This is a genomic window from Promicromonospora umidemergens, from assembly GCF_024171995.1.
GTDB classification, from domain to species: Bacteria; Actinomycetota; Actinomycetes; order Actinomycetales; family Cellulomonadaceae; genus Promicromonospora; species Promicromonospora umidemergens.
On record NZ_JAMTCT010000033.1, the window covers coordinates 1 to 21,537 of the forward strand.

General features: G+C 70.9%; 22 protein-coding genes. 17 read left to right on the forward strand and 5 right to left on the reverse strand.

The annotated features are described in order from the left end of the window. The 3 genes from APR04_RS28245 to APR04_RS28255 form a co-directional block, all read left to right on the forward strand. A partial coding sequence (locus tag APR04_RS28245; protein ID WP_253877488.1) for a hypothetical protein occupies positions 1–308 on the forward strand: 308 nt, incomplete at its 5' end. A gap of 561 nt (positions 309–869) precedes the next feature. Continuing rightward, positions 870–1,145 carry a DUF2845 domain-containing protein gene (locus APR04_RS28250; protein WP_253877624.1) on the forward strand — a complete coding sequence of 92 codons (276 nt, stop codon included), beginning with the start codon at positions 870–872 and terminating at the stop codon, positions 1,143–1,145. A gap of 163 nt (positions 1,146–1,308) precedes the next feature. Then, positions 1,309–2,655, forward strand: a complete 1,347-nt coding sequence (locus APR04_RS28255; protein ID WP_425569990.1) for an IS701 family transposase — start codon at positions 1,309–1,311, stop codon at positions 2,653–2,655. Between the two features lie 421 nt (positions 2,656–3,076). Here APR04_RS28255 and APR04_RS28260 read toward each other — a convergent pair whose 3' ends face one another. Further along, complete coding sequence (locus tag APR04_RS28260; RefSeq protein WP_253877490.1) at positions 3,077–3,526, reverse strand: DUF4383 domain-containing protein; 450 nt, start codon at positions 3,524–3,526, stop codon at positions 3,077–3,079. A gap of 191 nt (positions 3,527–3,717) precedes the next feature. On the opposite strand from APR04_RS28260, the gene APR04_RS28265 reads away from it, so the two are divergent. From APR04_RS28265 to APR04_RS28320, 12 genes are read left to right on the forward strand one after another with little or no spacing between them, the layout of a single operon-like run. Then, positions 3,718–4,773: a gluconate 2-dehydrogenase subunit 3 family protein gene (locus APR04_RS28265; RefSeq protein ID WP_253877492.1), complete on the forward strand. Its 1,056-nt coding sequence runs from the start codon at positions 3,718–3,720 to the stop codon at positions 4,771–4,773. Positions 4,774–4,775: 2 nt separating this feature from the next. Continuing rightward, positions 4,776–6,542 carry a GMC family oxidoreductase gene (locus APR04_RS28270; protein WP_253877494.1) on the forward strand — a complete coding sequence of 589 codons (1,767 nt, stop codon included), beginning with the start codon at positions 4,776–4,778 and terminating at the stop codon, positions 6,540–6,542. Beyond that, on the forward strand, positions 6,539–6,943 hold the full coding sequence (locus APR04_RS28275) for a cupredoxin domain-containing protein (protein WP_253877496.1): 405 nt from the start codon (positions 6,539–6,541) through the stop codon (positions 6,941–6,943). Before APR04_RS28270 ends, APR04_RS28275 begins: the two co-directional genes overlap by 4 nt. Then, the gene (gene coxB / locus APR04_RS28280; protein ID WP_253877498.1) at positions 6,940–7,953 is read left to right on the forward strand and encodes a cytochrome c oxidase subunit II; all 1,014 of its coding nucleotides are present in this window, start codon (positions 6,940–6,942) and stop codon (positions 7,951–7,953) included. Before APR04_RS28275 ends, coxB begins: the two co-directional genes overlap by 4 nt. Positions 7,954–7,956: 3 nt before the next feature. Further along, complete coding sequence (gene ctaD, locus APR04_RS28285) at positions 7,957–10,485, forward strand: cytochrome c oxidase subunit I (protein WP_253877501.1); 2,529 nt, start codon at positions 7,957–7,959, stop codon at positions 10,483–10,485. A 1-nt stretch (position 10,486) separates the two neighbouring features. Then, positions 10,487–10,867, forward strand: a complete 381-nt coding sequence (locus tag APR04_RS28290) for a hypothetical protein (RefSeq protein WP_253877502.1) — start codon at positions 10,487–10,489, stop codon at positions 10,865–10,867. Beyond that, entirely contained in the window at positions 10,864–11,589 is a 726-nt protein-coding gene (gene ccsA / locus APR04_RS28295; RefSeq protein ID WP_253877511.1) for a cytochrome c biogenesis protein CcsA, read from the forward strand. Before APR04_RS28290 ends, ccsA (APR04_RS28295) begins: the two co-directional genes overlap by 4 nt. Continuing rightward, positions 11,586–11,984, forward strand: coding sequence for a cytochrome c maturation protein CcmE (locus tag APR04_RS28300; RefSeq protein WP_253877513.1), 399 nt, complete (start codon positions 11,586–11,588; stop codon positions 11,982–11,984). The genes ccsA (APR04_RS28295) and APR04_RS28300 overlap by 4 nt, the downstream gene beginning before the upstream one ends. Then, positions 11,981–14,437 (forward strand): cytochrome c biogenesis protein CcsA, encoded by a 2,457-nt coding sequence (gene ccsA / locus APR04_RS28305; protein WP_253877521.1) that lies wholly within the window; start codon positions 11,981–11,983, stop codon positions 14,435–14,437. The genes APR04_RS28300 and ccsA (APR04_RS28305) overlap by 4 nt, the downstream gene beginning before the upstream one ends. Continuing rightward, positions 14,434–15,354: a cytochrome c-type biogenesis protein CcmH gene (locus APR04_RS28310; RefSeq protein ID WP_253877523.1), complete on the forward strand. Its 921-nt coding sequence runs from the start codon at positions 14,434–14,436 to the stop codon at positions 15,352–15,354. Before ccsA (APR04_RS28305) ends, APR04_RS28310 begins: the two co-directional genes overlap by 4 nt. Beyond that, positions 15,351–15,773, forward strand: a complete 423-nt coding sequence (locus APR04_RS28315) for a cupredoxin domain-containing protein (RefSeq protein WP_253877526.1) — start codon at positions 15,351–15,353, stop codon at positions 15,771–15,773. Before APR04_RS28310 ends, APR04_RS28315 begins: the two co-directional genes overlap by 4 nt. Then, the gene (locus APR04_RS28320) at positions 15,770–17,659 is read left to right on the forward strand and encodes a bifunctional copper resistance protein CopD/cytochrome c oxidase assembly protein (protein WP_253877528.1); all 1,890 of its coding nucleotides are present in this window, start codon (positions 15,770–15,772) and stop codon (positions 17,657–17,659) included. The genes APR04_RS28315 and APR04_RS28320 overlap by 4 nt, the downstream gene beginning before the upstream one ends. On the opposite strand, the gene APR04_RS28325 is transcribed toward APR04_RS28320, so the two are convergent. Next, the gene (locus tag APR04_RS28325) at positions 17,645–17,782 is read right to left on the reverse strand and encodes a hypothetical protein (protein ID WP_253877530.1); all 138 of its coding nucleotides are present in this window, start codon (positions 17,780–17,782) and stop codon (positions 17,645–17,647) included. The two genes, APR04_RS28320 and APR04_RS28325, sit on opposite strands and share 15 nt — an antisense overlap. 291 nt (positions 17,783–18,073) lie before the next feature. Between APR04_RS28325 and APR04_RS28330 the strand changes: the two genes are divergently transcribed. Beyond that, complete coding sequence (locus APR04_RS28330; RefSeq protein WP_253877532.1) at positions 18,074–18,439, forward strand: hypothetical protein; 366 nt, start codon at positions 18,074–18,076, stop codon at positions 18,437–18,439. Between the two features lie 423 nt (positions 18,440–18,862). Then, entirely contained in the window at positions 18,863–19,162 is a 300-nt protein-coding gene (locus APR04_RS28335) for a DUF4193 domain-containing protein (RefSeq protein WP_253877534.1), read from the forward strand. Positions 19,163–19,696: 534 nt separating this feature from the next. On the opposite strand, the gene APR04_RS28340 is transcribed toward APR04_RS28335, so the two are convergent. The 3 genes from APR04_RS28340 to APR04_RS28350 all read right to left on the reverse strand — a co-directional run bounded on the left by APR04_RS28340 (position 19,697) and on the right by APR04_RS28350 (position 21,526). Beyond that, the gene (locus APR04_RS28340) at positions 19,697–20,116 is read right to left on the reverse strand and encodes a CBS domain-containing protein (protein ID WP_253877543.1); all 420 of its coding nucleotides are present in this window, start codon (positions 20,114–20,116) and stop codon (positions 19,697–19,699) included. 97 nt (positions 20,117–20,213) lie between these two features. Continuing rightward, positions 20,214–20,462 carry a hypothetical protein gene (locus APR04_RS28345; RefSeq protein ID WP_253877545.1) on the reverse strand — a complete coding sequence of 83 codons (249 nt, stop codon included), beginning with the start codon at positions 20,460–20,462 and terminating at the stop codon, positions 20,214–20,216. 500 nt (positions 20,463–20,962) lie between these two features. After that, complete coding sequence (locus APR04_RS28350) at positions 20,963–21,526, reverse strand: hypothetical protein (RefSeq protein WP_253877547.1); 564 nt, start codon at positions 21,524–21,526, stop codon at positions 20,963–20,965. Positions 21,527–21,537: the final 11 nt, after the last annotated feature.

The following is a 21,537-nucleotide window of genomic DNA, read 5'->3' on the forward strand; positions in this document are numbered from 1 at the left end:
GGGCTGGCATCCTGGGGCTCGTGGACTACTACGCCGACGCCGAGGGCGGCCGATACGTCGCTGCTCCTGACCACGCCGACCTCGTCGGACTCGTCCGCGAGCTGAACTCCAGCGACAACACGTTCTTCGTCGTGTTCCCCGACAACGAAGAACTCGAGTGGGCGATCTCCGTCCACACCCGCCGCGGGCTCCTGGGCGGCTACGAGATCGAACGCGAGGACCCTGGCACCGGCGAACACACCACGACCACCGCCGCTGACCCGAGCACTATCGCTACTGATGTCCTGGAATGGGCCAGCCGCCGCTGACCCATTCCGAAACACGCCCTAGTAGCGGGCACCGTCGCGAGCGAGGAAGAGCCGACGACCGGCGGAGCCCGGGCTGGTCCATCGGACGGGGATCATGAAGGCGATACCGCCCGGCACAGTCGGCGGCATGTGTAAGGAAGGTTGATATGTCTGTGCCGCTGCACTCCTTATGGAGTTCGCCGAACTTGCACTGGTTCAGTCAGCACCCGAGTCTGTGGTTAAGCCGGGCCTGGCCCGCAGGCCTGTCGGCGACAGCGCCTAGTACTACAGCCGTAGATCAGGTCTGTGGGCTGCGGTGATGCCGCCTTCGCGTCGTTGGTAGTGGGCTCGTGGGCGCGGTGTTGGTGTCGTCGCCATCGGGACGCGCTGAGCGGTGGTCGTGGTGCGCCGCCGCACGACATCCGCGCCCAGGCCCCTGGCGGGAGCAGGCCGGTGGTCCGGTCTGCGCGCAGTTGTCCCGCGCCAACATTGCGGACAGCTGCGGTCCATCGGCTGTGCTGGGACCGGTCCCGGCGCTGTGGTGCAAGCATCAGGGAGTCGAGGACGGGAGCGGTCGTGAGGATGAAGGTCAAGAAGGGGATGACGAAGCGCGAGGTCAAGAGGATCCTTGGCCGGCCTGCACGTCGGGACGTTCACAAGAAGGAGATCACTGTTTTCTGGGGCGGCAGCCGGAGCCGGACAGTCGTGCGGCGGGTGCCCCGGCATCTCCGCACTGAGACGTGGATCTTTCCGGACGGGCCGAACGAGACCCGGATGGATGTCACCTTCCAGCGGGGTCGCGTGACGTCCGTGAGGGAGCCCAACAGAAAGAGCCGGTTCACGAACCCGGGTTCCTGACTTGGGTGCCCCACGGGCCCGGGGGCGAGCCGGAGCTGGCGTTCGAGCTGCTTCGCAGGTTCTGGGGCTGGTACAACGGGTCGCTGACCTGGGGTGATGCTGGACGTGGGGCGGCCACTGCCGGGATGCTTCGTTGCTTGTGTGGAACAAGAAGACCGTGGCGGTGGCCGCGGCCTATAGCGTAGGCCCTCAAGCGTGGCTGGCCGAGTTCGAGGTGGCGTTCGAGCAGGTCGCGGCCCGGTTCGCCCGCCGGGACGCCCGCGGCGCGGCGCGGGATCTGCTGGCTGGGCTGGTCGCTCCGTTGGAGCGGAAGAACTGCTGGACGATCGCCGAGCACGCCGGCCACGAGAGCCCGCACCGGCTGCAACACCTGCTCGGGCGCGCGGTCTGGGACGCCAACGCGGTCCGGGACGACGTGCGCGACTACGTCCGGGCCCGGCTTGCCGACTCCGAGGCGGTCCTGGTGGTTGACGAGACCGGCGACCTGAAGAAGGGCACCAAGTCGGTCGGGGTGCAGCGGCAGTACACCGGCACGGCAGGCAGGGTCGAGAACGCGCAGGTTGCGGTGTTCCTGACCTACGCCGCGCAGCGCGGGCACACGTTCATCGACCGGCGCCTCTACCTGCCCGAGTCCTGGGCGAGCGATCCGGACCGCCGCCACGAGGCGGGCGTCCCGGACGAGGCCGGGTTCGCGACCAAGCCGCACCTGGCCGCGCAGATGATCACCGACGCGCTGGCCGCCGGGACGCCCGCCCGGTGGGTCGCCGGGGACGAGGTCTACGGCGCCGACCCGCACCTGCGGTCCACTTGCCGACGCCTGGGGCTGGGCTACGTGCTGGCGATCGGCTGCAACCGCGCGGTGGCGACCGGCGCCGGGCCGCTACGCGCCGATAAGGCCACCAGCCTGGTCCCGACCGACGCGTGGGCGCGGATGTCGTGCGGCGACGGTTCCAAAGGGCGCCGCTGGTACTCCTGGGCGGTCCTCGAGCTGGAGCCAGAACCCGACGGCCCTGATCTCGGGTCCGGTCACCACGCCCTGCTCGTGCGCCGCAACGACACCACGGGAGAGCTGGCTTGGTACCGCTGCTGGACCCCACGACACGTCGCGATCGGCGACCTGGTGCACGTGGCGGGCCGACGGTGGACCGTGGAGGAGAACTTCCAGGCCGCCAAGAGCCACGCCGGCCTGGACGAGCACCAGGTCCGCCGCTGGGACTCCTGGCACCGGTGGACCACCCTGGCGATGCTCGGCCACGCCTTGCTGACCGTCCTTGCCGTCACGATGAACGACGTAGAGCCGATCGACGATGCAGCAGGCCTGATCGCGGTCACCGTGGGCGAGGGCCGACGCCTGTTCGCTGCCCTCGTCGCTACCGTCTCGACCACCATCGAACGGGTCCTGGCCTGGTCCCGATGGCGACGACGCCGCCAACACCGCGCCCGACGAGCCCATTACCAACGACGCGAAGGCAGCATCACTGCAGCTCACCGGCCCGATCTACGGCTGTAGTACTAGGGGCCCTGGCGCTGCGCCTTCGACGGGTTGGTCTGGGTTCAGCGATGCGGTCCGGCTGTCGGCTCAGTTACCTGTCGCCCACCCGGCGACGGATCACACCGTCGAGGGAATCACATCGCCGGAGTCCATCCCAGCGCTCACCGTGAACGGCGCGCCCACCGCCGACGGAGAACACCACATGGCCACTGGCTACGACACCCCACGTACGACCGAGACGCATCCCGAAGGCGCCGCTGGTCACGACCGGCGAGAGGATCCGCCGGAAGCTGGACGGCGTGCGGCCGGCCAACAAGGAGCGGCTATAGCGGGCTCGGAGTGCTCGAAGGGCAAGGCCGTCGCAGTGGCCAGCGCCTCGCACAAGAAAATGCGGTGGCGTCTGCCTCCGTCAGCGGGCTGTCCTCGCCCCTGCGGTGACCTACATCGCGGGCCGTGATCTGGGTGAGGTGGCGTCGGCACCCCGGTCCGGCCAGAGCGCTATCGTCAGCCCCGCTACAACACTCAGGATGTGCAGCCAGCGGCCCGCCACATTGATATGGAAGGAATCGATCTCCGGGTTGTTCACTGCGATCAGTCCGTGGACGAACAAGGTGCCATGCCCGACCACGATCGACCATCCGAATGCCCTTGCGCGGCCAGCGCCGGACCACATGATAACTCCTAAGAATCCGGTCGACAGATGCACGACATTGTGCAAGTTGTCGATGGTGAGGCCGAATAGTCTCTGGCCGTTGTCGGGCTGTGCGAAGCCCTCTGGACCGGTGACGAAGAATCCAGCGACACCAACTGCTAGATAGACCACGGCGGTCACGAAGGCTAGCCACTGGTAAAGCGCCAGGGTTTGGCTGTGCGGCATCCTGTGCGCCATGGTGACTCTCCCGTCCGTGCCACTACGTGTGTCCCGATCATTCTTCTCAGCCGGTCCACTCGCACCCGCCAGAGCCGGATCGGGAGATATCGAGAAGGCGACCGCCGGACGGGCTTGCGAGTGACCGCGGCGTTGTTAACGTCGAGGGGCCGACGATGGCCGACCGCCGCGACCTGCCGTGAGGTGATCCAGTGAGCACTGAGGAGACCAGGACCGACAGTCCCGAGCGCGAGGCGGGCAGGCAGCCGGGACCGGCGCTGACGCGGCGCTCGGTGCTCAAGTCCCTGTCGGTGCTCGGTGGCGCGGGTCTTGTCGGCGGAGCCACGCTGGCCGCGTGCACGCCGGACGCCGCGGGTCCTTCCACAGCGGGTGGCGCCATCGGTACAGAGGAAGGTGTCCACCAGCCCGAGCGCTCCCCGTTGCCGCCCGACGAGGTGCCGGACAGCCTCCGCTTCTTCACCGACCAGGAGGCACGCCTGCTCGAGGCGATGCTCGCCCGCCTCGTGCCCGGCGACGGCAAGGACCCGGGAGCGGTCCAGATGGGCGTGGCCAGGTACATCGACGGCAAGCTCGCCGGCTCCACGCCCTACGCCGAGCCGACCTACACGCACGGCCCTTTCGCCGGTGGCTACGAGGAGGCTCCGAGCGAGGTGGAGGAAGGACGGGTGCCCGTCGCCCAGGACCAGCTCTACCGGTACGGGTACCAGAGCCGCCGGCCGCCGCAGGATTCCTACCGGCTCGGCCTCGCTGCGCTCGACCGGTACGCGCAGACCCGGTTCGGCCGCTTCTTCGCCGACCTGGACCCGGAACGCCAGGACGGGATCATCGTCGTCCTGGACGACCACCAGCAGCGCAGCGCGGCCGCCGACCGGCTCACCGGTGAGGGCGCCGGCCAGGTCACCGGCGAGGACGGCACGGAAGCGGTCTCCACCAGTGACGACGTGCTGGACCAGGCCGAGGAGGTGTTCGGCGCGGTGGCCCCAGGCAGCTTCTTCGCGATGGTACGCGCGGACACGATCGAGGGCATGTTCGCCGACCCCGCCTACGGCGGTAACAAGGATCTGGCCGGCTGGCGGCTCGTGGGGTGGCCCGCGGCGCAGCGTTCCTACTCCCCGGAGGAGATGCTCCAGGGCACCGACCGGCAGCCACGACCGATGCACGGGCTGCCCGTCATGAACCCGGACCGTCCCGGCGGCGGCCGGACCGCGCTAGAACGGCCCCATCACGGCGTCGTCGGAGAGGGCTGAGAATGCGGCGACACGACCCGGTGGAGATCGTGACGATCGGTGGGGGCATGTCCGCCTCGATCCTCGCGTCGCAGATCCTGCCGCCGACATCGTTCCAGATGGTGTCGCTGGAACAGGGGCCGGCCCAGTGGACCTACCCCGACTTCGCGCACAACCACGACTCCCTGCGCTTTCGTAACCGCTACGCGATGATGCAGGACATCTCGCGCACCACCTGGACGTGGCGCCCCGATGCTCGTTCGCCCTCCCTCCCCTACCGCCAGTTCGGCAGCTTCCATCCCGGCGAGGGTCTCGGGGGTTCGATGGTGCACTGGACGGCACTGACGTGGCGGTTCTTGCCGGACGACTTTCGCTACCGCAGCCTCAACGAGGAGAAGTACGGGAGCGACCGGATCCCGACGGAGATGACCTCGCAGGACTGGCCGATCGGCTACGACGACCTCGAACCCTTCTATGACCAGCTCGAGTACGACATGGGCGTCTCAGGCACGGCTGGCAACCTGGGTGGCCAGATCCTGCCCGGCGGGAATCCCTTCGAAGGGGAACGCACGAGCCCGTACCCCAACCCTCCGCTCGCCCGGAGCAAGTTCGGCCAGCGGTTCACGGACGCCTGCGAGGGCTTGGACCTGCATCCCTTCCCGACGCCGTCGGGCATCCTGTCGCAGGGTTACACCGACCCGTACGGCAACACCCGCGCCGCCTGCCTGTACTGCGGCTTCTGCACCCGCTACGGCTGCGAGGTCGGTGCCAAGACTAGCCCGCTGACCACCTGGCTCCCACCCGCACTGGACACGGGGCGGTACGAAGTACGCACGGGCTGCCGGGTGCTGTGGATCGAGACCGCTGACGACGGTCGGGCCACGGGCGTGCGGTACGTCGACTCCCGTGGTGAGGAGCACGTGCAGCCGGCCGAGGTGGTGGTCTGCTCGGCGTTCACGCTGGAGAACGTCCGGATGCTGCTCCTGTCCAAGGGCGGCGCGCACCCGGACGGCATCGGCAACGACCGCGGGCAGGTGGGGCGCAACTACAGCTACCAGCTCGTCCAGTCGCCGGCGAAGGGGCTGTGGGAGGACGAGAAGTTCAACTTCTTCATGGGCAACGGCTGTACCAACGCGCAGATCTACGACTACAACGCCGACAACTTCGACCACTCGGATCTCGGGTTCCTTGGCGGTGCGGCCATCTCTGCCGAAGCCGGTCAGCGCGAGCCGATCAGCTCGTCCGACTCGCTCCTGGACGGCTTTGTGAGCCGGCAGTGGGGTGCGGACTGGAAGTCGATGCTCGGCCGGTCCTGGGACCGGGTGGGCAGTGTCGGCATCGAGGGGGACAGCCCCGCCTATGCCGGGAACTTCCTGGACCTCGACCCGACCTACCGGGACGAGTGGGGTCTGCCGATGCTGCGCATCACCTTCGACTGGCGGGAGAACGAGCGGAACATGTACCGCTTCCTCGCCGGCCGCTGCGAGGAGATCCTCCGCGCGATGAACCCTGACCGGGTCAGTGTCTCCTCCGAGCTTCCCCCGTACCGCATCGACCAGTACCAGAGCACGCACCCCACGGGCGGGGCCATCATGGGCCAAGACCCGGGCGACAGCGTGACCAACAGCTACGGGCAGGTGTGGGACACACCCAACGTGTTCGTGACCGGTGCCGCCCTGTACCCCCAGAATCCCGGGGCCAACCCGAGCGGCACGGTGGGCGCGCTGGCGCTGCGCACGGCCGAAGCCATCCGGGACCGGTACTTCGCCCGTCCGGGGGAGCTGCTGTGACCCGCGCAGGGGCGCCGGCCCGGGTGCGGGTCGGCGCAGCGGCGACGCTGGTCGCCGTCGTCGCCGGGTTGTCAGCGTGTGTGGCGAGCGCCGCGCCGCCGCCCGCGGAGGTACGCCTGACCACCGCCGGGTTCGAGCCCGTGCTCCTCGAGACGGTCGCAGGCACCGAGGTCCGGTTCGTCAACCGCTCGGAGCGTCCCCAGCGGGTCGCGTCCCTGGGGCTCGACGACGGCACTGCGGCCGTGCCGACGGGAGCCGGTCCCCTCGACTCGGGCCGCCTGCTGGCGGGCGCCACCTACGCGGAGCGGCTCGACATACCGGGCGAGTACGTGGTCGAGGCGCTCCTCGACGGGACGCGCACCCGGTCGGTCGTCACGATCCAGGTGAAGGAGTCCCCATGATCGCTGCCCGGATCCCAGCGATGTTTCCGCCCGCCAGCCCCGACGCCAGCCGGGTCGACAGCCACTGGCAGCTGCTGCTGATCGCCGGGTCCGCGGTCTGGGTGGTCGTCGTGACGGTGGCACTGGTCGCCGTAGTCCGCCGACGGCGAAGCACCGAGCACCCTGCCGGCGACGTCCCCGAGGCGACGAGCGGCAACGGGCACCTCGCCGTTGGCTTCCTGGGGGCGGTGGTGCCTGCGCTGATCATCATCGGGGTCATGACCGACTCCGTGCTGGTGCTCCGCGACACTGCGGGGACGGGCGACGCCGCCGACGCAGCAACCGTCGTCGAGGTCGACGGGAACCAGTTCTGGTGGGAGGTGCGGTATCCCGGGCACGACGTGGAGACCGCCAACGAGATCCACATTCCCACGAACCAGGACGTGCGCGTCGAGCTGACCAGCTCGGACGTCATCCACAGCTTCTGGGTCCCGCAGCTCAGCGGCAAGGTGGACCTCGTACCCGGACAGACCAACGTGCTGACGCTCGCCGCCGACAAGCCGGGCACCTACTGGGGCCAGTGCGCCGAGTACTGCGGCGTCCAGCACGCCTGGATGCGGTTCGTCGTGGTCGCCCACGAACCCCAGGAGTACGCCGGCTGGCTCGACGCACAGGCACGCCCCGCCGCGTCCGCCGATCAGACCGACGGCGACGCCGACGCCGACGGGCCGGCCGCCGACGTCGGGCCCGTCTCTGAGGTGGCCGCTGGTCGGGAGATCTTCATGTCGTCGTCCTGTGTCTACTGCCACACCGTCGCCGGCACGGAGGCGCAGGGCACGCTCGGGCCCGACCTGACGCACCTGGCGAGCCGGCAGATGATCGGCGCCGGCGTGCTGCCCAACGACCGCAAGAGCCTCGCCCGCTGGATCGAGCACCCCCAGAAGGTCAAGCCGGGCAACGTCATGCCGGGCACCGACCTGGACGACGACGAGCTCGACGCCCTGATCACCTACCTGCAGAGCTTGGAGTAGCACGTGACCACGGACCAGGAGACCGGGCCGAGCGCCGAGCAAAGGGCGCGCTTCGCGCAGGCCTGGGCCCGGCCGCGCGGCTTGCGCCGGATCCTCATGCCCGTGCAGCACAAGTCCGTCGGCACGCGCTACATGGTCACCGCGTTCGTCTTCTTCTTCGTCGGGGGCCTGCAGGCGCTGCTCATGCGCGTCCAGCTCGCCCAGCCCGAACAGGACGTGCTCTCGCCACAGACCTACAACGAGCTGTTCACCATGCACGGCACGACGATGATGTTCCTCTTCGCCGTGCCGTTCCTGGAAGGGCTGGCGGCCTACCTGCTACCGCTGATGCTCGGCGCCCGCGACATGCCGTTCGCGCGGTACAACACCTTCAACTACTGGTGCTACCTGCTGGGCGGGATCATCCTGTACAGCAGCTTCGTCGTCGGCATGGTGCCCGACGCCGGCTGGTTCGCCTACGTCCCGCTATCCGGTCCCGAGTTCGCCGACAAGGCCATGGACATCTGGCTGTTCGGGCTGGCGCTCGCCGAGCTCGCCGCGATCGGCGCGGCGATCGAGATGATCGTCGTCGTCCTCGCGATGCGCGCGCCCGGGATGTCGCTGGACCGGATGCCCATCTTCGCGTGGACCATGCTGTGCGTCGCGGCGATGATCATCCTGGCCTTCGTCCCCCTGCTGGTCGGCTCCCTGCTCCTCGAGCTCGACCGCAACATCAGCACGGCGTTCTTCGACACGGAGCGGGGCGGGGACCCGCTGCTGTGGCAGCACCTGTTCTGGATCTTCGGGCACCCCGAGGTCTACGTGATGTTCCTGCCGGGCGCCGCCATCATCAGCCACGTCGTGCCGGTGCACTCCCGGCACCGGCTCGTGGGCTATCCCTTCGTCGTCGCCGCCATCGTGGTCACCGCGATCATGAGCCTCGGCCTGTGGGTGCACCACATGTACACGACCGGGCTCCCGCCCGTGACGCTGTCGTTCTTCACGGCCGCGAGCATGTCGATCAGCGTGGCGTCCGGTGTGCAGGTGGTCGCGTGGATCGCGACCCTCTGGTCCGGGCGGCCCCGGCTGACGGTCCCGATGCTGTTCTCGCTCGGCTTCCTGTTCACGTTCGTGGCCGGCGGCATCACGGGGGTCATGGTTGCGTCCGCCCCGTTCGACGCGCAGGCGCACGACACGTATTTCGTCGTGGCGCACTTCCACTACGTGCTGATCGGCGGCATGCTGTTTCCCGTCCTGGCAGGCCTGTTCCACTGGTGGCCCAAGTTCACGGGTCGCATGCCATCGGCCAGGCTCGGCACGGTGAGCTTCTGGCTGGCGTTCGTCGGCTTTCACCTCACGTTCTTCCCGATGCACCTGTCGGGCCTGTGGGGCATGCCCCGGCGGGTGTACACCTACGACGCCGGGCTGGGCGTCGGTGTGCTGAACCTGCTCTCGACCATCGGTGCGTTCATCTTCGCCGCCGGGCTCGTGCTCACGGCGATCACCCTGCTCGGCGCGCTGCGGCGCGGGGAACGCTCCGGGCCCGACCCGTGGGGCGCGGACACGCTGGAGTGGGTGGCCGACTCTCCGCCGGCGTCAGCCAACTTCGGCCGGATCCCCGTGGTGACCGGCCGGGCACCGCTGTGGGACCGGCCGTCGCACGACCCGAAGCTGGAACGGATGTCCGCCGCCTTCGACCACGCTCCGCAGAACGTGCGTGCCACGCCCTTCACGACCGTGCTGAGCGCGCTGCCGAACACCGCGGCGGTCCAGGCCGGTCCGACGTTCTGGCCGTTCCTGGCCGCCGGCGGGCTCGCGCTGGCGGCTGCCGGCCTGCTCCTGGAGAGCGGCTGGGTGCTGGGCGCCAGCGTGCTCGTTATCGTCGGGGCGTTCGTGGCGTGGGAGCTCCAGAACGAGCGCGAGCTGGGCGCGGGCGAGTCCACCGAGCCGGTGGGCGGCGAATACCTGGTCGAGGCGCCGGGCCCGCTGTCGCCCGGCTGGTGGGGAGCAGCCGGCGCGGCGGTGGTGCTCGTCGTCGCCGTCACGACCGTCGCGTTCAGCCTGCTCTTCCTCCAGGTCAACGCACCCGTATGGCCGCAGGGAGAGTCGCTCGGCCTGCCGTGGCTGTCGGCGGGCACCGGCCTGGCCCTGGTGCTGGCGATCTCGGCGTCCTGGTGGGGCTCACGCCAGGGCCCGCTCAGCCACGACGCTCCGCCGACAGCGCGCGGCGCTCACCTGGCCGCCGCCGTGACGAGCACGTTCGCCGGAGCGGTGGCGCTCGTCCTGGCGGTCGCCCAGTGGCCGGCCGGTGGACTGGACCACACGGCGCACTCCTACGACTCCGGTGTCCTGATGCTCGTCAGCACGCTGGCGCTGGCCATCCTGCTCGGCCTCGGACTCACGATCTGCGCTCTCCTGGCGCGTCTGACGCACACCCGCGACATCCGTCCCCGGATCATGCTGCAGAACGCCGCGGTCCTGTGGACCGGAGTGCTCGTCGTCTGGGCCGTGGCCTGGGCCGCCACCGACCTCATGCCGTTGGCGGTGGTCTGACGTGGCAGCACCGGAGGCCACGCGACCGCGCTCGACGCGCCTCGCCGTCGCCGCCGTCCTCGTCCCGCCCGTCGCCTGGGTCTGTGCCCTCGGGCTGTCCTACGTGGTACAGGACTTCGCCTGCACCGCCTACGCCAGCGCCGGCCGGAACCCGCCCACGGCGCTGATCGGCACGGCCGTCGTGACGCTCGACGTGGTGCTGCTGGTCCTGACCCTCGCCGCCGGCGTCGTGGCATGGCGCACGAGCCGGCGTGCCACGGCCGGCGGCGGCTCCCCGCTCTTCGGCTTCCTCGGCCGCCTCGGCCTGTTCCTGTCCCTCGGGTTCGCGGCCGGGATCGTCATGATCGCCGTCAACCCGCTCGTCCTGGAGGTCTGCGCATGAGAGACAACCGCGGCCATGTCGCTGCCCCGCGCGGGCGCCGGGCACTCGTGCTCGCTGCCGCGCTCAGCACCGCCCTTGCCCTGGCCCTGGTCCTCGTCGCGCCGCCCGACGCGGTGCAGGGCGACGCACAGCGCTGGATGTACCTGCACGTACCGGCCGCGTGGTCGGCCTACCTGTGCTTCGCCGTCGTGCTGGTGGCGTGCCTCCCGGTGGCGCTGCACGATGCCGGCCGGCCGCTCGCGGTGGCGCGTGCCGCCGCCGAGGCCGGAGTGGTGCTCACGGCCGTGACCCTGGCCACGGGAAGCGTCTGGGGTGCGCAGACCTGGGGCTCCTGGTGGGTATGGGACGCCCGGGTCACGACGACGGTGGCGATGGGCCTGGTCTACGTCGCCTTCCTCGCCGCGCTCACCCTCGCGACGGGCCCCAGGGGGCGGCGCACCGCCGGCACCGCCGGAGTGCTCGGGTTCCTCATGGTTCCCGTGGTCCATCTCTCGGTGGTGTGGTGGCGCACGCTCCATCAGCCACCCACGGTGCTCGCGCCCGGTACCGACGCGCCGATCGCCCCGGTCATGGCCTGGACGCTGGCCGTGTCGGTCCTGGCGTGCACGCTGCTGACCACGGTCGTGGTGCTCGACCGTGCCCGGCACGGTGCCGGGCACGACTCACCGCTCGCTGTCGCCGACCCCGACGAGGCGCGCCAGCGGCTTCCGGTGGCGCCATGAGGGTGGCCCTGCCCCGCGGCCGCGGGCGAGCCTGGGCCGTCCTGGTCATCGCCGCGCTCGGCCTCGCCGGCCTCCTGGCCTCCGCGGCGCAGGACGGACTCACCTACTGGGGCACACCCAGCGAGCTCCTGGCACAGGGGGCCATGGACCGCGACGTGCGGCTCGGCGGCCTGGTGGTGTCCGGCAGCGTGGCGCAAGACGCGACGGGTGCCTCGTTCGTCCTGACCGACGGCGCCACCGACGTGACCGTGCACTACGCCGGTGCACTGCCCGCCGCCGTCCGCGAAGGTGAAGGTGCGGTCGTCGAGGGCGTGCTCGACGGGCAGGTGCTGCACGCACGGTCCGTACTGCTGCGGCACTCGAACGAGTACCGGCCGCCGGAGGGCGCGCCATGACCACCGGACCGATGGTGACCGGCACCGTGCTGCTGGGCATCTCCCTCGCGACGGCGGTGGTCGCCGCCGTCGCCTGGGGTTGCGCCGCGCAAGCACCGACCGGTCAGGCCGCCACGCGGATCCCGGCCCGCACCACGAGCCGGGCCGCCCGGTTCGGCACGCAGACCCTCGTCGCGAGCGCCGTGGCGATCGCGGGCGCCGTCGCGCTCCTCCAGGTTGCGCTGCTCCGGCGGGACGCCACGTGGCCGTACGTGGAGCGCGTGACGGACATCGGTATGCCGGCGTACTACCGCGTCACGGCGATGTGGTCAGCGCTCGAGGGGTCGCTGCTGCTGTGGCTGGCGGCGCTCGCTACCGTGGCTGTGGTCGCTGTCGCCACGACGCGCCGGCTGGTGCCGCAGGATCGTGCGGTGGTGCTGTGCGTGCTCGCCGCCGTCCTCGCCCTGTTCGGCGTGGTGTCCTTGGTGGCGTCGCCGTTCACGGCGTCGAGCGGTTCCGGCGGGTCGCCGAGCCCGTTGTTGCGCGACCACGTGGCGATGGGCGTGCACCCGCCCCTGCTCTACGCCGGGTTCGCGGCGCTGGCCGTGCCCTACGCGCTGTCCGCGACTGCGCTCGTTCGACGCCGGCTGCCGCTCGGCTGGGCGGCGACCACCCGGGTGTGGAACGTGGTGGCGTGGACGCTGCTGACCGCCGGTGTCGGCCTCGGCGCGTGGTGGTCCTACGCCGTGCTCGGCTGGGGCGGGTACTGGGCCTGGGACCCCGTGGAGAACGCGTCGCTGCTGCCGTGGCTGGCGTCCACCGCGCTGCTGCACGCCGTCGGCCCGCGCACGCGGAGCGGACAGTGGCGCGCCTGGGCGATCGTCCTGGCGGGGTTGGGGTTCGTGCTCGTGGTGCTGGCCCAGCTCATCACGCGGTCCGGTGTCGTGGAGTCCGTCCATGCCTTCACGACGTCGGCGCTCGGCCCCGTCCTGGCAGCCGTGCTCGGCGGGGTGGTCGTGCCGTGGGTGGCCCTCCTCATGCGTGCCGGCTCCCCCATCGGTGCCCCGTACCCGGCCGGGTCCGTGCACCGAGCCGGCTCCGTGCGCCGCGGTGGGGTCCGAGGCGTCGCCCTGGACGGCCAGCGCACGCTGCTGACCGTCGTGCTAGTGGTGGTGGCGGTCGGCACGCTGCTGCCCACGGCGCTCCTGCTGCTCACCGGCGACCGGGTCTCCGTGGGCCCGCCCTGGTACCAGCGCACGCTGGCGCCGTTCGCGCTCCTGCTCCTCGTGCTGCTCGCCGCGGCCCCGTGGCTCGCCCGAGCCCGGCAGCCACCCCACCCGCTCCTCCCGGGGGCCGCCGGCGCCGTGGTGTGCTGCGTCGTCGGGATCATCGTCCGCGACCCGGAGCTCGCCGTCGTCGCGGGGCTGGCGGCGTTCACCGTCACGGCGGGCGTGCCCGTGCGCCATCGGCGAGCCGGACGCAGACCGGACCGGCACGCCGTCGGCTCCTGGCTCGCGCACGCCGGGGTGGCACTGGGGGCGGTGGCCGTCGTGGCCGGTAGCCACGGGACGGTACGGGAGGCGGTGCTGCCCGTCGGTGAGACGCTCGCCGCCGGGGACACCACCGTGACGCTGGTGCGGATCGACCGGCACGACGACGCCGGTCGGCAGGTGGCCGAGGCCGAGTTCCTCGTCGGCCGGGACGGGCAGCACGTAGGCACCGCCCGCCCGCAGCTGCGCTGGTACCCCGACGACGCCGCGATGCTCGCCGGGCCGGACATCCGCAGCGGCTTCTTCGACGACGTGTACGTCACGCTGCTCGACGCCGACCCGGCCGCGGGTTCCGCCACCCTGCGGCTCGCCGTGACCCCGCTGGTCGGATGGCTCTGGGCCGGTGTAGCGCTCGCGGTAGCGGGCGGTCTGGTGGCGTCAGCACCCTGGCGCAGGCCGACGAAGGTCCCGACGGCGCGGATGCGGCGGCGCCTGCCCATGCACACGATGGCCGGTGTGCTGCCCGTGCTCGTCCTGGGGCTCGTCGGGTGCGCGCCGGCCGAGGACGCGCCGGGCCCCGCACCGCCCCTGGCCGGCGAAGGCCTGGACGGCCACGAGTACGACGTCGCCGACCTGCGCGGGTCGGTCGTGCTGGTCGCGGCCTGGGCGTCGTGGTGCGCTCCGTGCCGCGACGAGATGCCGGTGCTCGTGGACGCCCAGGAAGAGCTCGCTGACGCCGGGCTTGAGGTGCTCGGTATCAATGTTCGTGACCTTCCCGATCCCGCACGCCGGTTCGTCGCCGAGCACGACCTGTCGTTCCCCAGCATCATGGACCAGCAGGGCACGATGTCGGTTGCCTGGGGCCTGCGGGGTGTCCCGGCCACGTACCTCGTGGACCGTGAGGGCCGCCTCGTCGAGCAGCATCCCGGACCCGTGACCCAGGAGTGGATCGACACGGTGGTGGAGCCGGAGGTGCGCGGATGAGCCGGCGCCGTCGATCCTGGTCCGTTGCGGTGCTGACCGTTGTCCTCGCGCTTGTCGCGGTGACCGGCACGGTCGTCGCCCTCACGGGCCGCGAGCCGCCGACCGCGACGGAGCAGACCCGCGCCGTTGCGAGCACGCTGCGCTGCCCGTCGTGCCTCGGGGAGCACGTGGCCGACTCGACGTCCCCCGTCGCGGAGTCGATGCGCCTGGTGGTGGCCGAGCAACTCGCGGCCGGTCGCTCACCGGACCAGGTACGGGCCTGGTTCGCGGACGCGTACGGCGACGAGGTGCTGCTCGAGCCGCCGCGGCGCGGCGCAGGCTGGACGCTCTGGGTGGTCCCGCTCGTCGTGGTCGGCGCGGCCGCCGTGTGGTTCGCCCGGCGCCGGAGCCGCCGCGCCCTCGGGACCACAGCGACCGCCATCGGCGTCGCGCTGCTCGGGGCCTGGTGGCTGGCGCCGGGCCTGCTGCCCGCCTCGACCGGCGCCTCAGCGGCCGGCAGCTCCCCGACCAGCGCTTCCCCGACCGGCACCACCACCGAACGGACGGGAACCGCGGTGTCCGTGCTCCAGGACGCCGTGGCAGACCAGCCCGGCCGGGTGGAGCTGCGGGCCGCGCTCGCCCACCAGCTCGACGAGGCAGGGCGCACGGACGCCGCGGTCCCCCACTGGGCCGCCGCCGTACGGCTCCGGCCGATGGATTCGGACCTGCGCTACCGCTACGCCTTCGCCCTGACGCGCACGGGATCGCCCGGTCAGGCGGTCCCCGTGCTGGAGGAGACGCTCGCGATCGACGCCCACCACGCGCCGACCCTCCTGCTCCTCGGGTCGTCGATCGAGGAGTCCGACCCGGAGCGCTCGGCAGCGCTCCTGGTGCGGTACCGGGCGACGCGTGCCGAGGACCCAGAGGAGCAGCCGTGAGACGACGGGGCAACGCCGTGCCGCGACGCGCCACCGGAGCCGTCGTGACCGCGCTGCTGACTGCCACCCTGGCCACCGGCTGCACCGCGACCCACGACGGCGTGCCAGAGCCCGGGATGTCCGGGGCCGTGACCTCCACGCTGCGCGTCGGCCTCACCGAGTGGAGCATCGAGACAGGCGGCGCCGTACCCGCGTCCGGCGAGCTCACCGTGCTGGTCACGAACGCCGGCGCCATGGGTCACGACCTCGTCGTCGAGGGCGAGCGCGGCACCTGGCAGACACCGGTGCTCGACCCGGGCGAGCAGCACGAGCTCACGGTCACCGCCGTGGCGGGCGAGACGCTCGAACTGATCTGCAGCGTCTCCGGCCACCATGCCGCGGGCATGAGCTCCGAGCTCGACGTCGTGGAGGACCCGTGACCCGCCGGACACCCGGCCGCGCCCTGACCACGGTGGCCGGCGTCGCGCTGGCCGTCGCGGCGCTCGCCGCCGCCTGGGGGCTCGTGGTCAGCGGCGTGACCGATCCCCTGCTCCGCGACCCCGGCGTCCTCACCCGGTGGGGCCTGCCTCTCGCCGAGGTGGTCGCCCGGCTGGCCGCGACGGTGACGATCGGCGGGCTGGCCCTTGCCGCCGTCGTCCTGGCGCCGACGGCGGCCGGCCCAGCCGTGCGAGCGGCCGTGGTCGCCGCTGTGGTGTGGGCGGTCGCTCAGGCGGTCTGCCTGCCTCTGACCGCGCGCACCGTCGTCGGTTCCGCGACCGCCGACGACGGCACGCCCGCCGTCACCGTGCTCCTCGGCACGATCCTCGGCACGTCCCTGCTCTGGGCCGCGGCGCTCGCAGTGGCGGTGGCGGTCGTGCTGCTCGTCGCGTCCGGACCCGCCCGCGTGCCCCTCGCGCTCGGGACGGCGCTGCTCGCGCTGATTCCGGTCGCCGCGTCGGGGCACGGGCACGGGCCGGGTCACGGCGCCGCCTCCGCGCTGTGGCTTCACCTGGCTGCCGTCACGGTCTGGACCGGCGGGCTCTTAATGCTGGTCGCGCTCGCGTACGGGCCCGGGACGGGACCCGCCTCCGGCGCTGCCTCGCTGGCTGCTGTCCGACGGTTCTCCCGGGTCGCGGGCTGGTGCTACGTCGTCGTGGCCTCGTCAGGCGTGCTCATCGTGCTGCAGCTGTCCCTGTCCCCCGCGGACCTCCTGACAACCGGCTGGGGCGCCCTGCTCCTGACGAAGACTGCGCTCTTCGCCGGGCTCGGCGCCGCCGGGTGGGCCCACCGCCGAGTAGTGATCACGCGGGCCGCCCTGAGCGGCGCACGGCCCCTCGCCCGGCTCGCGCTCGGTGAGGTGGTGGTGCTCGCAGCAACCGTCGGGCTTGGCGTAGCACTCGGGTCCTCGGCGCCGCCGCCCACGTCCGCCGGCGACGGCGCACTACCGCCGCTCACGGTGTCCACCGCCCTGACCCAGTGGCGCCCGGAGCCGGTGCTGGTGCTCGTGGCGATCGCCGGGCTGGTGACCTACCTGCGCTGGGTCGCACGGCTGGCGCGGCGCGGAGACCGGTGGCCGGCCGGCCGGGTGCTCGCCTGGGTAGGCGCGATGGTGCTGCTGCTCTGGGTCACCAGCGGTGGGCCTGCGGCGTACGGCCACGTGCTGGTCAGCGCCCACATGGTGCAGCACATGGTGCTCGTCACCGCCCTACCGGTGCTCGCAGCCATGGCTTCGCCAGTGACCCTCGCGCTACGCTCGCTGCCGACCACGACGGACGGCCCTCGCGGGCCACGTGAGTGGCTGCTCGCGGTGCTCGGCAGCAGAGCCGCCCACGTCCTGCTGCACCCGGTGGTCGCGACGGCCAACGTGGTGGTCAGCATGGCCCTCTTCTATGCGACGCCGCTGTTCGAGCTGAGCCTGACCAACGGCGTCGTGCACCTGTGGGCGGTGCTGCACTTCAGCCTGGCCGGATATGCGTTCACCACGATCCTCGTCGGAACCGATCCCGTGCCGCTCCGGCCGCCATACCCGCTGCGGCTGCTCATGCTCGCACCGGCCATGGTGTTCCACACCGTGCTCGGGCTCACCCTGGTCACCAGCTCCAAGATGCTGCTCGCCGCCTCAGTGCTGGCGCAGTCACGACCGGACTGGCTCACCGACCCGATCACCGACCAGCAGGCTGCCGGAGCACTCGTGTGGGCGCTGGGCGAGGTACCGGCCCTGGGGCTAGCCCTCCTGATCGCGGCCCGCTGGGCGGCTGCCGACGAACGTGACCAGCGCAGAGCCGCCCGTCGAGGGGCCGTCTCTGCGCGCTTACTGGACTCCTAGCGCGAAACCACCAGCGGCAGCGACCAAGCTCGCCACGACCATGACGACCGAGTGCGTGATGGCGAGCACCGGCCGGCCGGACAGGACCAGGCGGGCTGCCTCGACCATCGCGGTGGAGAACAAACGTGGAGTACCCGTTCGAAGCGATGGAGTTCCTCGCCGAGACCACGACGTAACGGATGTGCATTGGGCGATCGGAGGCGCTATAGACGGCTTCTTTCAGATTGGAGCGACGCCAGCCCCTCGTGGCTGCGGAAAGGTCGCTGAGTGTCGCCGGTCGAGCTTGACTTCGCTGCAGCTGCCGCAGTTGAGCTCATTGCCGGGCCTGTCATGGAGATCCCGGCCTACCTTTAACGGCGGCTCGGCTTCCAGCTGCGCCAAGAGGTCTTCGCCGAGAGTGGCGCAATTCTCGGCGTGCGTGGGCACAGACAACGGCTTCGGTACAAGGACCGGATCGGCGCCCCGGCGGAGGAGTTCGTCCTGCTGCCCTCGCTCCGCGACGAGTGCTGGCTGCCCGACGACGCCGCCGACCCTGACGACGCCGCGTTCGCCCTGGTGCACCACCCCGTCAAGCGGCTGCGTCTGCTCGACTCGTACACGCAGCTCCGCGAGGTGCACACCGCGCCGCTCGAACCGTGGAAGACCCGGCGGCTCGCACAGGTGCTCGCCGACCCCGACGTCCCCTCGCGGGTCCTGGGTTGTCGGCTTTCTCGGCCACTTCACACTGTCCGTGATCATCGCGCTGCTGTACGCGTCGCTCTTCCGGCTCATCAGCGCTGAGGATCATCTCCTGATGGGCAACGCGGGCCGGACTCGTGCACTTCACGATCGGTGGGCGCATCATCACCGCCGTGTTCCCCGTCGTCGACCCCTCCGCGAGAGCGGCTAGCCTACGTCGCGTCGGCTTCGCCTACCTCCGCTACGGCCGACGGGACTCCTCACGTTCCCCGGCGGGCACGTCGCCCTTGGGTTGCTCCTTGGCTGGCTCTACCCAGCCTTCCACCCACACCTCAGCACCGCGGCCACCACGTGACCGATCCACCGGTCAGCTACCGCATGGATCGGTGCGCCCTGGAATAGTGATGCTTCTCCCGATCACGCCGCGCCGTGGCGATCAAGACGGCGTGCGAGTGAGGATCCAGCGCGGCATCGTGTGGAGGCCAGCGAAGCAGCCCGCTGTCGCCTACCGCGCGGGAGAACACTATGGCAACTGACTACGACACCCCACGGACAACCGACGAGGACGTCGAGCAGGATTCGATCCAGGAGCTGCAGGCCCGCCGATCCGACAAGTCCTCGGGCGTTGTCGACATCGATGAGACCGAAGCGGCCGAGAGCCTCGAGTTGCCCGGTGCCGATCTGTCCGGCGAGGAGCTCGCGGTCCGTGTGCTGCCGCGACAGGCTGACGAGTTCACCTGTTCCAGCTGCTTCCTCGTGCACCACCGCAGCCAGCTCGCCCACGAGAAGACCGGCCAGATGATCTGCACGGAGTGCGCCGCCTGACCTGCCAGGCTCCGGGACTCGGGCTGACGACACCGGTCAGAGGGGCTGTCGTAGCGTGTGCAACCCCGCGACGGTATGACGGTCGGCCTCGGAAGCCGGAACGCGCGCAACGGCTGGCCGGTGCGCGGGGCGTGCCTCCGTGCCACCGCCGCAGCTAGGAGGCGCCACAAGCTTCGCACGCGCGCGCTCTCACCAAAGGATCGATGTCCGGGTGGGATCGATGTCCGGGTGCACGACATCACGAGTCCGATTGAGCGTGGTCGGCGAACCGACGACCCCTGTCCGGTGGCCGGTCGAGCACAGCCGCCACCGGGAGCCCGAAGCGCAGTGCCAGGTGATCCACCGTGGCGGGCAGCAGGTGGCGCAAGGCAGTCACGCGCAAACGCGTAGATCCTGGGCTGCCAGGCTCGTGAGCGGGTACGAGGTGATCGGCAGGATGAGGTTCCGGCCTGGGCAAGGAAACTGACCTCGGGAAGGGCACCGGCCCTCGGTCGGCGTTGCGCGAAGTCGCATTCGTCGTCCCCGGCGTCTCGCTCAGTGGTTGGGATCTGCCTTGGAGATGTCCGCGAGGGCGGACGTCGGATCGCGTTCGACGGCGAGATCGCCGATCGAGACGATCCCGACAAGCTTGTCTCCGTCCAGCACGGGTGCCCGTCGGACGGCGGCGGTACGCATCGTTTCGACGGCGGTCTCGACGGGATCGTTGTGCTCGACAGTGAGGACGTTCTCGCTCGTGACCTGCTGCACGGTCGCGTCCTGGCCGAGTCCCTCGGCGAGGCCGCGTATCACGAGGTCCCGGTCGGTGACGATGCCGACAGCCGTGGGGCCCTCCCGGACCACCAGCGCTCCGACGTCGTGCGCGGCCATCGCTCGTGCGGCGGCCTGGAGTGTCTCGGTCACATCGATCGTGGTCGGCGACGGCGTCATGACATCGGCGACAGTTTGCTCAACCATGTCGGGTTCCTTTCTAGATTGGGTTTGCGCCGACAGTTTCGCCAGCACTCCACCCTGTCTCGCGGGTCCCCCACTCGCATGCTCGGTACGGAGCGGCTCATTCCCTGTGCGGCAGGACTGGATTCGCGGCCAACGCCGACGCGACGGCGTACAAGTTGTGCGCCATGAGACGAGCCGTGCCGTGCGACCACTCATGACCGTCCTCGGTCTCGGAGTACTCGACACCCGGACCCGGGCCACGGTTCCAATAGGTCCACGCCTGGCCGGGAATCGTGTATCCGATCTCGACCAGCCCTCCGCTGATCTCGGAGATCACGTGGTGCGCACCGTCCTCGTTGCCGGTCACCACCATTCCCGCTACCCGGTTGTAGGCGACCGGGGTGCCGTCGGACGACGTAGTCGGTCCAGGTCGTGCGGCTGAACGCCGACGAGCAGGGGTGGGATGCTTGGCGCCAGCAGGCAACCCGCGAAGGCTTCGTCTCCGCACTGGTCGTCCCAGCGGTCGTGGACGTGGACATCGGCGTAGCGCTGACCCTCTACTCGTGCTCGCCGGACCGCTGGACGCCCGAGCTGATCACCGCAGCGGACGGCTACGCGCAGCTCGCCGCCGCCACAGTGCGCCTGCACCTCGAACTCGCTGACGTCGAGGGCGAGGCGGTCCGCTTCAACCGCGCCATGGCCGACACGGTCGCGACCGGGCGTACCACCTCATGGTGGCCGACATGCGATCACTCCTTCAGCAGTCACGTGCCCCGTTTCCCCTGGGTTGAAAATCTCCGGCTGCCCGACTCCCCTCGTGGCCGGCCACGTCCTCCAGGTGTGGTCGGCACGCGCCGCTGCGGCGGGTCATCCGCCGGACTGCTCGCCTTCATGGACGGCCCTCTCCAGGTCCTCGTCCGAGAGCATCCGCTCGTCCGGATCGGGTGCTCCCTCCGCCTGCGGGACCCTCAGACCGTCCATGTACGGCGTCGGCTTCTTGCGCCGATAGTCCAGGAACTCCTGGGCGTAGTGGTCCCGCGCTTCCGCGACGCTCTTCTCGCCCGTGACGACGTCGTGCATGAGATTGAGTGCGAGGAAGTTGGCCTGCTCGTCGTGGCAGCGGGCCGACACCTCTCCGGCCGTCCGCTCCACGACGACGCTGCCGTCGAACTGCGCCAGAGCGGTGGCCTTCTCCGGGGGCACCCGGTAGTCGATCACGGACTCGACCGAGTCGATGTGCGGCGCCGGAAACCGGTGCTCGTAGAACACCCGAGAGGCCACGACCCGCTTCCACGGGCCGACGCCGTACCAGGTGAGGTGGGACGCAGCCACCTCGTGCGGCTCCCCGTACGTGTCGATTACCAGCTGCGCCGCTTCTCGTGACTCGTCCGGCCAGGCGCTGATCGTGTCGGTCGGTGTGGAATGTGCCATGGTTTAGTCCC